Genomic DNA, 11,107 nt, shown 5'->3' on the forward strand with positions numbered 1-11,107 from the left:
CCCGCCAGTCGCCCCGCATTTCCAGCACCCGCGACAGCGCGTAGCCGAGTTCGGGATTGCCGCGCGTGGCACTGGCCATGTAGCTCGCCAGCAGCGACAACGCATAGCTGGAGCCGTTCGCGCCTGCGGTCATCAGTTTGCCGCTCGCGCTGTGGTCGCCCCGGGCAAGCTGGCGCGCGGCCAGCTGCACTGCCGCCACGCTGTCGCCATGGGCGGCTGCCTGCTCCAGCTCGAGATCGGAGGCGGCCGAATAGGCGGCCAGCTGCTGTGCATTCGGATAGCCGTTGCGGTCCAGCCAGGCCTGTTCCTGCGGGCTCTGCGCGATGAATGGATCGCCGGCCAGCGGCAGGCCGTTGCGTGACTTCGGCACACGGGGAAACGGGTCGATGGGGTCGCGCAACTGCGGCTTGCCGCCCGTGACAGGAATGAAGTAGCTGCGGTCTTCTGGTGAGGTGGCGCCTGCTTGCGACCGTGCTCCGTCAGGGCGCCGCGTACCCGGGCTTCCCGCCGAAAGGACGGCTGCCGGGACTTTGACCGACCGGCTTGCCGGCGGCGGGTTCTTCCAGCTTGCGTGGATCACGAACCCGGTCAGGCCGATGAGGCCGACCGCGATCGCCACTGCCGCGACGCGCCTTTTCATGGCATGCAGCTCCTGAAGGTGTTGCCGCTGCAAGGGTGATGTGTGGGCCGGTGACGGTCAATCGGGCCGGCGGTTCGCAATGGGAGGCAAGGCCTTCCGCGAGCGTGCCGGGGCGGTCTCATCCGCCTTCGGTCACGGCTTCCACCCGGTTGCGTCCGGCGCGCTTGGCGCGGTAGAGCGCGGCATCGGCGTGCGCCATCAGTTCGGACAGCTCGTAGCCGCTGGATCGGGTCGAGGCCACGCCGAAGCTGGCCGAGATGCCGAGCTCGGGGTGCCTGTCGTCGATCGGCGTGTCGGCCAGGGCCAGGCGGATGCGGTCGAGCAGCTCCAGGCCCTGTTCCAGCGGGCAATCCGGCAGCAGCAGGCCGAACTCCTCGCCACCCAGCCGCCCGAAGATGTCGACGGAGCGCAGGTGCTCCTGGCACAGCGTGACCATGCGGACGATCACCGCATCGCCGATGGCGTGGCCGTAGTTGTCGTTGACCTGCTTGAAGTGGTCCAGGTCGATCAGTGCCAGGCAGGCGCCGCGCGAGGATTTTTCGGCCTGGCGCAGGGCCGCATCGGCCTCGCCCAGGAAGTGCTGGTGGTTGAGGATGCCGGTAAGCCCGTCGCGCCGCGCCAGCCGCCGGAACCGCAGCTGCGAGCGCTTGGTGCGCACCAGCCAGATCCCCACCGACGCCAGTACGGTCGTCAGCAGCAGGAGCTGCAGCCGGGTCGTCTCGATCTGCTTCTGGTCCAGCGCCTGCTGCAGCTCCAGTACGCCGTTCTGTTTGCCCAGCGCGGCCACCTGCAGCTGGTGTGCGGACAGCTGTTGCTGCACGGAGTGGTAGGCCATCGCGACGGCCTGCGCATCGCTGACCGAACGCGCTTGCACGTCGCGGTAGTGACGGTAGTAGTCCAGCGCCGCGCGGTCGTCGCCGGCCTGGCGCGCCACCTCGTACAGCACCTTGTAGACGTATTCCGACATGCCGTCGAAATTGCCCTTCGGATCCATCGCCAGCGCGGCGAGTGCCCAGCGCTTCGCCTTCGCGGCATCGCCACTCTTCCAGTAGGCGAAGCCCAGCGTGGAGCGAAGCCCGTAGGCATGCACCTGGAACCCCTGCGCATCGATCGTCGGTGCGATCTGCTTGAGCAGGACGAGGGCGGCCCCGGGGTCGCCGGTCTCCGCCAGCCGGCGTGCCAGGTCCAGTTCCACGGCGTCGGCGAACATCAGCTCGCCAGCTGCCTTGCAGGCATCGATGGCCTGGCGAAAGATCGGGGCAGTCGGGGGCAGGGTGCCGTTGGCATTCAGTGCGTCGAACAGATAGACGTCCGGCCGGCATGGCGATTGCCCGGGTTCGGCAAGCTGCTGCATCTGCCGGGCATAGCTCACCGCCGGCTCGACCTGCTGCGCCGAGGCCATCAGCTGGGACAGCTGCGACAGCGCCACATAGGCCACCTTGCGGTCGCGGATGCGTGGAATGTTCGCCACCAGCTTGTCGGCCCGCTCGAACGCCTCCTGATAGTGATGGCTGATCGCCAGGATGTTGAGCAGGGTGCCCGCGGCCAGCGCCTGCAGGTCGGTGTCTGGAGCGTGGTCGGCGACGTCGCGCAGCAACGGCTGGGCCGTGGTGTAGTCGCCGGTGAACGAGCCCTCCCATCCGTCCAGGTAGCGCAGGCGCCAGTGCTGGTCCGGCGACAGCGCCACGCCCGGCTGGTGCAGTTGCCGTAGCAGCTGCAGGAAGCGGGTGTGGTCGGTGGTCTTGATCGCATAGGCCTGCGTCAGCAGGGCCGCGGGTTCATTCCCGGGAGCAGCGGCCGCGAAAGTAGGGCGGCCATGGACAAGCGAGGCGAGGGCCAGGCAGCAGGCCCCCAGTCGATGTGGCCAACCGACCCGCACGCTCCGGCTCGAGGCACGCGCCACCGCGGCAGCTACCGCCACGGAGAGAGCGGCGTGCACGCCCAGCCGCAGGACGGGACGGGCTTCAGGCATCCCGCGCGCCGTTGCCGCCGGCGAGCAGACACCGCAGGCGCCCCCCCGTTCCATACCGTGCTTCGCATGCCTCATCCCCCGATGTCGCTGCTTGTGGGAGGGATCTTACCCGGCCGGTGCCGGTGGCACCCCATGCGCTACGGATGCGGATCGGCAAGCCCGCGAGCGACAGGCGCGCCCGGTCGCGGCCACGCGCAAGATCGCTCGCCTCCGCTGCCGCGCGAGGCAAGCGCCGTTGCGGACGCGTCGCGATGTCTGAGTGACCCGCCCGCATCGGCGCATGTCGCGTCCGGCCTCGTGCAGGCGATCAGCGCGCGGCCTTCTCGACCGGCCAGGTCGAAAAGGCAAATCTCCACAGCATGACGAGGTTGACGATCGGCACCAGCATCAGCAGCGAAAAGACTCCCGGGTAGCCAGCCTTGCGCACGATGCGCCAGACCGGGACGAAATAACCGCTGAAAACGATCAGGGTAATCATCAGATGCCACGGGCTCAGTCCGGCCATGTCCTTTTCCCTTTCACCGTCGTGCTTCCTGCGGACGGGTCGTCCCGTTCGCCGCGTTGTGGGAGCCAGGTCCGCATGGTAGCGAAAACATGCCGGATCCCGGCGCGTCACAACGACCCCTCCACGCGCCGGAGGCAGCGGGGCTGCACGGTTCACACGTGACGGCGTGTCGCCGACGCTCTAGATGATCAGGAGCGAAAGCAGGCAGATGGCGCCGATTACCAGGTAGCCGATCGTGCTGACCCAGTAGTGGGTCGGATCCCCCCGCCTGTCGGCGAATCCCCGGCCGTAGGTCTTCCCGGTGGCCAGCGACACGATGCCTGCCGCCAGCATGAAGAGACCGAAAATCCTGAGGGTGTGTGCGTCATGCGAAGCCGGGTCTTGCATTCTGGAGTCCTCGCTGGGGGGCGGTTGGGCGAAGAAGCAGCGGGAGCGAGAGGGGCTTCCCGGGTACAGCAAGCGGATCCTGGCTTGTCCACGATCGAAACGTGCCGCCCGCTTTCATCTGATGCGGGCGGGATCAGTACATTTCCCCGGCCGGGTACTGCCACCCGGTCAGCGCAAGGAACTGCTGGCCGATCATCCGGATGGGGCCGGCCCGGGGCGTCCAGCGCGACACCACGCGGTACCGCGTGGTGGCAGCCTCGACGATCCATTCCGAACCGTCTACTCCCCGGGTCTGGCCGCGTGGCGGAAGATCCCAGAAGCCGCTGGCCCGGATGAATGCCTCGACCCTCGCGCAGGTCCCGGGATCGACGGCCTCGACCTTTCGCCGGTAGACCTTGCCGGGCGCGTAGCCGCCCGCGCCATCGAGCTCCGTGGCGTGGAGCATGCAGTGATCCCGCGCGATCACGATCCTCACCGCCACCGGATGATTGAAGGTGCGCAGCCAGGTGAAGCGATACGTGCGGATGCCGGCAACCGGCCTCATTGCAGGCTCGGACATCGCCTCGAGCTGCCCGGAGAACCAGCGGTTCCGAAAGCTATCGGCCCCGGACGAGGCGGCGTCGAGTGTTCCTTCCGGGAAATAGCGCTTCTGACCGGCCACCACGACTGCGCAAAGCGATACCAGCAGCAGGGGGAGGGTGATCGACAGCGTGGCGGCGTGTTTGGTCATGTCGATGACGGCTGTTCATTCCAGGCGGGTGGATTACCCATGCGCTGACGGCGAGCGCCTCATTGCGGAACACATTTGACCCACGCCGGGGCGTTCTTGCGGGCGGTGTCGTTCTCCGCCAGGTCGTCGGGATAGTCGTACTCCGCCAGCAGGCGGCCATCGGCCAGAGAGCGGCGCTCGAAATGCTCGAAGCTGGTCCCGTGAAGCACCGTCTGCATGTAGGCGACAGACTTCGAATCGGGCAGGAAACACCAGTCGAAGATCGGCAGGCCTTCGCCGATGAATGTCCGGATCCGGTGCCGTGCGTCCATCACCACGAGGGTCATGGGGACGGCGTAGGACGTGCAGCAGTTCTCGTCCAGCGCCAGCCAGCCAACATGCGACTGATCAGGCGAGATCTGTGGGCTGCCGAACTCGACCTGGTCGGGCAGCGAGGGCGCCGTTACGGTGGCAGCATGCGCCGTGGTCAGTTGCAGGGTCGTGTTGTTGGTGGACAGGTGCGCTGCCTTGAACTCACCGGCCGACGCAGCGACCGACACGAGGAGCACGAATGCTGCGGCGAAGCGGATGAGCATCGGCAATGACTCCCATGGACGCCGGGGCCCCCGCTGGACGAGGCGGAACGGGCCGATCTTCGAGTGTGCTTCCGGACACGGACGGCCCCGATGCTGTCTTCTCGATCAATGGGTTATCCGGCTTTTGCGATGGCGGCCAAGGCCGGCAGGTGCCTGGAGATCGCCTGTTTCACCGCCAGCATGGATGCGGGAATGCTGGCGATGTAGCCGCCGATCATTCCGTACACGGGGGCGCGCTCCGGCGAGTGCATCATTGCCGCCATGAAACCACCGATGAAACCCAGCACGAAGCCCCCGAGAACGCCGTAGATCGTCCCCCGCCAGGCAATACTCCACCAGACCGGCAGCGCCTTTCCCCAAGTGATATCCATAAATGCTCCCCTTTGTTCAATGCCGGAACAGAGCCCTGGTGAAGCCACCCGTCGTGGGTGGCCGGTCAGATATTACGGTAACGCGCGGCAAGTGCCGCGGCCACTTCGCGGTCGAGTGGAGAACGCCGGGCGATGCATTCCCGAACATGGCCCTTGCCAGCGCTGACCGGCAAACGGTGCCTGTGAGGCCTCGTTTCCCCCGAGCGATAAAGACTCGCGCAACAGGCGACACCCACCGGTAGGAGCCCGCTCGCGGGCGATGCTCTTGCTCCTGATGCACACCAAAAGCATCGCCCGCGAGCGGGCTCCTACAGCAAGCGCGTACAACCGCGCAGCTCATCCCGATACACCTTGCTCGCGTTCCATCAACCCGCGCCGCCCCGCATTTCACGTGCCAGCAGCCACCACGCCCCCAGCGCCAGCGCGGGATCAAGAATCGCGAACGCGATCATCGTGTGCGGAAACACGCCGGCCAGAGCCGTGGGAACCAGCACCAGCGGCACCAGGATCAGCCGGTCCAGCACCGAGGCGGCCACCACCTGCCGGCCACCGGAGCGGCCGCCGAAGAAATACAGCCAGCCGATCACCGCCAGCGCCATGCCCAGCACGCGCACCAGCGCCGCCTCGTGTCCATGGAAGGGCGCATCGCGCAACACCGCCTGCACCGCGCCCGGCCACGCGATCAGCAAGCCGCCGCTGGCCAGGTAGAGCAGGCCGTTGAGCGCGGTGTATTTCGAGGCGGTGGAGCGGTTCGCGGGTGCTTCCCGCAGTGCGGCTATCAGGGACATGGGCGACTCTGAATGCGCACGCCAGGCCAAAATCCGGCGTGTTGGGAGGGTAAGTGGGCCTGACCCGGAGTTCGGTTAGGCAGACAGCTAGTCACGATACGCAGACCAAGCAAGCCAAACGAATCCCACACAAGCTACTGACCAAAAAAAGATGATGAACCAAAACTGCGATGCCTGTGATGCCCCGTGATACGTGGTGCCCGTTACGAGCGCTGCTCGGCTAAAGCCAGGAACGTAGCCGCTCTTGAGGCCCGATACGATCACGGCACCAGATGAGAGCGCGCCGATTACGCCGATGAAAATTTTGAAGTAGCGCCTGACGATGTCTTGCATATGCATTCCCTTGATATGCCTAACGCTTGGCTTTGCGGCGTGCCGGAGCGCGGCGTAGGCACGTCCGACAACAGCCGCTTGCTATGTTCTCAGTTGCTTGAAGTACCATTCGGCCTGGCCCCACTCAAGGTCCTGTTCCATGCGCCAATCAAAAGGTCGAGGATGCCGGTGGTGATCAACTAAGTATTGAAGGTGTTGGTGGGCAATTTCTGGATCGTAAACTCGCCAGACTAGGCGTCTAGTTTTGTTCCAAGTTTCTCTGGCAAGGAACAATGCGTTTCCACCTGCTTTGATTTCTTCGTCCAATTTTTCGCAGAACGGATCGACAACTTCTCTTTCTTCCTCCGATGGCATTCCACTATCGACTGTTTCCTCAAAGTCGATGATCACCGAGAGGTGCCATCCGAAAATCTGTTTGTGCTCGAAGCCACTGAGTGCAGAATTGAGCATCCCAACACACGGCAAGCTGTCCTCTGTCCATTCCATCAGCGTGTAGGACTCCTCAGGGAGGGTCACACGCACCTCATTTTCTTTGAGAGGCTCTTCTTTTTTTCTTCCAAGCAACTTCCCTAGCACAACATTTCTCCTGGCACATGACGCTGGAATTGAGTGGCAGCGTAGCCGTCCGCCTTGAACGAGTAGTTAGCGCTCAACGTAGCCGAGAAGCGCCTCGTAGTTCTCGAGCACCTTGGCTATGGCCTCTTTCGGATCATAGCCTTGCGGCCCGACCGAGTCGTGATAGATGCGGTAAAGCGGCCCGTTGGCCCCGTCGTTTCCGTTGATGTAGTAGTAGTCGCCACTTCCTTCAGAGCACCAAGCAACAGGAATGTAACCATCTGCCGCCACGCCAATACCCGGCCAGCAAAGAGTGAGCTCTTCGTTTGCTTGTGCCTCCGTTAGGAAAGCGAGGTCTGCGCCTAAACCCGAGAGGTCATGCTCCTCGTCGACGCAAGCCGATGCACCAGCAAGATCGTGGGCACTAACGAAGGCCTGCCAATATTCGGGAAATTTCATCTTGAGCGCTAACGCTTGGCAGACCCCATATCCGGGGTGTTGCACCGAGTATGCGCGGCGCTCGACAGGGCGGACAAGCGGGAAATTCCTTCGCGCTGTCGGTTGGTTGCTTAGGTAACTCCCCTGGCAAGGGTCGCGCCTTGCCATGCCGGTGTTACATGGCGGATGTGGGGGCATGAGTTACGCCGGCGAAAATGTAGGCGCAACGGAGGTTGCGGGCGCCGTTACTCGGGCGCCTCGCCATGAAAATGCCGCTTGAACGCCACCTCTCCCGTCACCGGCTCCCCCAACTCCCGCGCATACCGATGCCCCGCATACACCGCGTGGGCGATCAGCCCCGGTGCGTCGGAGTCGCCGATGTTGCGCACGCTCTGGATGCCGGCGTCGGTCCAGTCGGCTTCGCGTTCGAGGAGTTGCTGGTAGAGCGCGTCATTCGGCAGGCGGGCGGTGACGGTGAGCACGGCGTCGGCGGACGGCGTTTGCGGGCGGTCTTCCCAGGCGTGGTCGAGGGTGAGCGTGTCGCCGTCGTAGCGGGCGACGGTGTGGGAGACGATGACTTCGATGCCGAGCTTGGCCAGGCGCTTGCGGATGTGGCGGTAGTCGAGTGTGTTCTGGCTCCACGGGGCGAGGGTGTCTTCCGGGGTGACGTAGACCACTTCACAGCCGTGGGCGTGCAGGTGTTCGGCGGCGATGCTGGCGTAGTAGAAGCCGTCGTCGTCTAGCACGGCGACGCGGCCGGCGGGGAGGCGGCCGTCCATCAGGTCGTCCAGCGTGTAGACCTTCGGGTTGTCGGCGAAGCCGGGAATCGCTGCGCCGTGGCTGCGGCCGTAGCCGTCGCGGCGCCAGTGGCAACCGGTGGCGAGCACCACGTGTTCGGCGCCGAAGTCGAGCACGTCCTGCGCGCTGAGCGCGGAGTCGAGGTAGACCGACACGTTGCTGAGCTTGTTGATCTGGCCGAGGCGCCAGTCGCGCACGCGCGCCCATTCGGCCAGCCCGGGCAGGCGCGCTTCGCGGGTGACGCGGCCACCGAGTTCCTTGCGAGCTTCGGCCAGGCTCACCTCGTAGCCGCGTTGGCCCAGCGCGCGGGCCGCCTCCAGCCCGGCGGGGCCGCCGCCGACCACCAGCACGCGGCCGGGCTTGCTCGCCGGGGCGATGCGCTCGGGGTGCCAGTCCTTGCGCCACTCCTCGCCCATGGTGGGGTTCTGCGTGCAGCGGATCGGCGAGATGGTCATGTCGCCGGAGACGCAGATGTTGCAGCCGATGCATTCGCGGATGTCGTCCACGCGGCCCTGTTCCACCTTGGCCGGCAGGAACGGGTCGGCGATGGACGGGCGCGCGGCGCCGATCAGGTCGAGCACGCCGCGCTTGATCTGCGACACCATGGTGTCCGGCGAGGTGAAGCGGCCCACGCCCACCACCGGCTTGCTGGTGACCTGTTTGACGAAGGCGACAAACGGCTCCTGCGCGCCTTCGGCGGCGAAGCGGGAGGGCACCGAATCGTTGTACCAGGCAGCCACGTTCACGTCCCACAGGTCGGGCAGCTCGGCGAGCGTCGCCACGATGTCCTTGGCCTCGCTCAGCTCCACGCCGCCGCCACCGAGCAGTTCCTCGGTGGCGAAGCGCAGCGCCACGCCGCAGCGGTGGCCGATGGCTTCCTTGGTGTCTTCCAGCACCTCGCGCAGCAGGCGCATGCGGTTCTCCAGCGAGCCGCCGTAGGCGTCAGTGCGCTGGTTGCGGCGGCGCTGCAGGAAGTGCATCGGCAGCGAGAGATCGTGCGCGGCATAGACGTAGACGATGTCCATGCCGGCGCGCATCGCACGCACGGCGGCTTCGCGATGCCAGCGGCGGTACTCGGCGATGTCTCTCAGCGACATCGCGCGTGCCTGCGAGGGGTAGCCGTATTTGCTGGGCTGGTGCGAGGGGCCGATCAACACCTCGCGCGAGTACAGGTTCGACGCGGTGGGGCCGTTGTGCGACAGCTCCACCGCGGCCAGCGCGCCGTGCGCGTGCACCTTGTCGCACATCAGTGCGAGGGCGGGGATGTCGCGGTCGTCCCACAGTCGCGCCTCGACGTAGGGCGTGAGGTCGCCGCTGGGGTGGATCTCGCACTCCTCGGTGGACACCACCGCCCAGCCGCCCTCGGCCTTCACCTCGCGCATGGCCGCGTGGGCCAGCGGCATGGCGTGGCCCATGCCGTTGCAGTGGGGAACCTGGAAGAAGCGGTTCTTCGCGGTGACCGGGCCGATCTGTACCGGGGTGAACAGGATGTCGTAGCGGGGGTCGCGCATGGCTACCTCGAATCAACCCACCGTCATCCCAGCGAATGCTGGGATCCAGTGACTTTTTGAAGAACGAAGGCGCTGGACCCCAGCGTTCGCTGGGGTGACGGGAAGGTGGGAGTTCATGGCGTAGGCACCTTGACCGCCTGCGGCTTGCGGCGCAGGCGCATGAAGGCGTACAGCGGCAGGCCGACGGCGATCAGGCCCAGGCCGAGCACCAGCGGCTGATGGCCGATGCCGATGAAGGCGAACACCACGAACAGCACGCCGAGCACGGCCGGGACCAGCGCCGCACCGCGCACCGCGCCGCGCCGCCACAGCACGATCAGCGCCAGCGAGCAGCACAGGTACAGCGGCAGGTTGGCGGCGGTGACCACGCGGGTGATGAAGGTGAACGCGGCCACCAGCGACTTGCTGTAGCTCATCCACACCATCACCGAGCCCAGCAGGCCGGTGACCACCAGCGCCACCGCGGGCGCGCCGCGGCGGTTGTCGCGCGAGAACACCGACGGCAGCACGCCGTTGTTGGCCATGGTGCGGGTGAGCTCGCCCACCAGCAGGGTCCAGCCGTTGAGTGCGCCCAGTCCGCTGACCACCACGAACAGCGACAGCCAGCGGCCGAAGCCGGCACCGCCGAAGCGGTCCATCAGCAGCGCGAACGGCGCACCGGCATTGCCCAGCTCCTGCTGCGGGATCAGCAGCAGCGGCACGGTGGAGACGATGATGTAGATCACCGCGGTGAGCACGGTGCCGGCCATGGTGGCGCGCGGGATGGTGCGACCGGGGTTGTCCACGCGGCCGGCGGGCACGCTGGCCGCCTCGATGCCGAGCATGGCGAACAGCGCGATGGTGCCGGCGGCCATGGTGTCCTTCAGGCTCACCGGGGTGGCCGGCAGATGCGCGGTGTAGCTGCCGGGCGAATGCAGCAGCACCCAGGCGCCGAGCAGCGCGATGGCGGCCATCGGCAGCAGCTTCAGCGCGGTGGTGACGATCTGCACGCCGCCACCGGCGCGCACGCCCATCAGGTTGATGCCGACGAACACCCACAGCAGGCCCAGCGCGAACACCGCCGGGTGGATCGCCTGCAGCGCCGGGAACACCACCGTGATGTAGCCCACCGCGCCGGTGGCCAGCGCCGCGTTGGTGAGCCACAGCGAAACCCAGTACGCCCACAGCGCCATGTACGCCGGCAGGTCGCCCAGGGTGCGGCGGATGTAGCCGTAGGGACCGTCGGCGTCGGGCAGCAGGTGCGCCAGGTGCGAGAACACGCGGGCCAGCGCAAGGCAGCCGAGCAGGGTGGCGGTCCAGCCGATCAGCGCGTTGAAGCCGTAGGGCGCAAGCGAGGCGGGCAGCAGGAAGATGCCCATGCCGATCACGTTGCCCACCACCAGCGCGGTGCAGGTCCAGAAGCCGATCTTGGTGCCGTGGGTCATGGGGTGCGCTCGTGGTGGTGCGAGGGTTGGGTGTTCATGTGATGCGTGTGATTCCTCAGCGTCATCCCGGCGGCTCTCAA

Annotated in this window: 13 protein-coding genes; all 13 read right to left on the minus strand. The window is 66.3% G+C overall.

Annotation, left to right across the window (positions count from 1 at the left end; genetic code table 11):
* Positions 1–640: hypothetical protein (locus tag C693_RS22650; RefSeq protein WP_017462167.1), on the minus strand; the 640-nt coding region annotated here is incomplete at its 3' end.
* A gap of 118 nt (positions 641–758) precedes the next feature.
* Positions 759–2,612 (minus strand): tetratricopeptide repeat-containing diguanylate cyclase, encoded by a 1,854-nt coding sequence (locus C693_RS0110175; RefSeq protein WP_017462168.1) that lies wholly within the window; start codon positions 2,610–2,612, stop codon positions 759–761.
* 307 nt (positions 2,613–2,919) lie between these two features.
* Positions 2,920–3,117 carry a hypothetical protein gene (locus tag C693_RS0110180; RefSeq protein ID WP_017462169.1) on the minus strand — a complete coding sequence of 66 codons (198 nt, stop codon included), beginning with the start codon at positions 3,115–3,117 and terminating at the stop codon, positions 2,920–2,922.
* Positions 3,118–3,297: 180 nt separating this feature from the next.
* Positions 3,298–3,504, minus strand: a complete 207-nt coding sequence (locus C693_RS23680; RefSeq protein WP_157798592.1) for a hypothetical protein — start codon at positions 3,502–3,504, stop codon at positions 3,298–3,300.
* 133 nt (positions 3,505–3,637) lie between these two features.
* Positions 3,638–4,234 carry a hypothetical protein gene (locus tag C693_RS0110190; RefSeq protein WP_017462171.1) on the minus strand — a complete coding sequence of 199 codons (597 nt, stop codon included), beginning with the start codon at positions 4,232–4,234 and terminating at the stop codon, positions 3,638–3,640.
* A gap of 59 nt (positions 4,235–4,293) precedes the next feature.
* A complete protein-coding gene (locus tag C693_RS0110195; protein ID WP_017462172.1) occupies positions 4,294–4,809 on the minus strand; it encodes a hypothetical protein in 516 nt (171 codons plus the stop codon).
* A gap of 113 nt (positions 4,810–4,922) precedes the next feature.
* A complete protein-coding gene (locus C693_RS0110200) occupies positions 4,923–5,180 on the minus strand; it encodes a hypothetical protein (RefSeq protein ID WP_017462173.1) in 258 nt (85 codons plus the stop codon).
* Positions 5,181–5,545: 365 nt separating this feature from the next.
* Complete coding sequence (locus C693_RS0110205; RefSeq protein WP_017462174.1) at positions 5,546–5,968, minus strand: hypothetical protein; 423 nt, start codon at positions 5,966–5,968, stop codon at positions 5,546–5,548.
* Between the two features lie 87 nt (positions 5,969–6,055).
* Entirely contained in the window at positions 6,056–6,301 is a 246-nt protein-coding gene (locus C693_RS23685) for a hypothetical protein (protein ID WP_157798593.1), read from the minus strand.
* An 81-nt stretch (positions 6,302–6,382) separates the two neighbouring features.
* Complete coding sequence (locus C693_RS23030) at positions 6,383–6,877, minus strand: DUF695 domain-containing protein (RefSeq protein WP_083868282.1); 495 nt, start codon at positions 6,875–6,877, stop codon at positions 6,383–6,385.
* Positions 6,878–6,943: 66 nt separating this feature from the next.
* Positions 6,944–7,315, minus strand: coding sequence for a hypothetical protein (locus tag C693_RS0110210; RefSeq protein WP_017462175.1), 372 nt, complete (start codon positions 7,313–7,315; stop codon positions 6,944–6,946).
* A 224-nt stretch (positions 7,316–7,539) separates the two neighbouring features.
* Positions 7,540–9,603: an FAD-dependent oxidoreductase gene (locus C693_RS0110215; RefSeq protein WP_017462176.1), complete on the minus strand. Its 2,064-nt coding sequence runs from the start codon at positions 9,601–9,603 to the stop codon at positions 7,540–7,542.
* A gap of 113 nt (positions 9,604–9,716) precedes the next feature.
* Positions 9,717–11,027, minus strand: a complete 1,311-nt coding sequence (locus C693_RS0110220; protein ID WP_017462177.1) for an amino acid permease — start codon at positions 11,025–11,027, stop codon at positions 9,717–9,719.
* Positions 11,028–11,107 lie beyond the last annotated feature (80 nt).

This window comes from Dyella ginsengisoli LA-4, assembly GCF_000334915.1.
Taxonomy (GTDB): domain Bacteria; phylum Pseudomonadota; class Gammaproteobacteria; order Xanthomonadales; family Rhodanobacteraceae; genus Dyella_A; species Dyella_A ginsengisoli_A.

Bases quoted from the DNA above. Each gene is read 5' to 3' on its own strand.
- C693_RS0110215 (WP_017462176.1), bottom strand. From the start codon at position 9,603: ATGCGCGACCCCCGCTACGACATCCTGTTCACCCCGGTACAGATCGGC.
- C693_RS0110200 (WP_017462173.1), bottom strand. From the start codon at position 5,180: ATGGATATCACTTGGGGAAAGGCGCTGCCGGTCTGGTGGAGTATTGCC.
- C693_RS0110205 (WP_017462174.1), bottom strand. From the start codon at position 5,968: ATGTCCCTGATAGCCGCACTGCGGGAAGCACCCGCGAACCGCTCCACC.
- C693_RS0110180 (WP_017462169.1), bottom strand. From the start codon at position 3,117: ATGGCCGGACTGAGCCCGTGGCATCTGATGATTACCCTGATCGTTTTC.
- C693_RS0110210 (WP_017462175.1), bottom strand. From the start codon at position 7,315: ATGAAATTTCCCGAATATTGGCAGGCCTTCGTTAGTGCCCACGATCTT.
- C693_RS23680 (WP_157798592.1), bottom strand. From the start codon at position 3,504: ATGCAAGACCCGGCTTCGCATGACGCACACACCCTCAGGATTTTCGGT.
- C693_RS0110175 (WP_017462168.1), bottom strand. From the start codon at position 2,612: ATGCCTGAAGCCCGTCCCGTCCTGCGGCTGGGCGTGCACGCCGCTCTC.
- C693_RS0110195 (WP_017462172.1), bottom strand. From the start codon at position 4,809: ATGCTCATCCGCTTCGCCGCAGCATTCGTGCTCCTCGTGTCGGTCGCT.
- C693_RS23685 (WP_157798593.1), bottom strand. From the start codon at position 6,301: ATGCAAGACATCGTCAGGCGCTACTTCAAAATTTTCATCGGCGTAATC.
- C693_RS0110220 (WP_017462177.1), bottom strand. From the start codon at position 11,027: ATGACCCACGGCACCAAGATCGGCTTCTGGACCTGCACCGCGCTGGTG.
- C693_RS0110190 (WP_017462171.1), bottom strand. From the start codon at position 4,234: ATGACCAAACACGCCGCCACGCTGTCGATCACCCTCCCCCTGCTGCTG.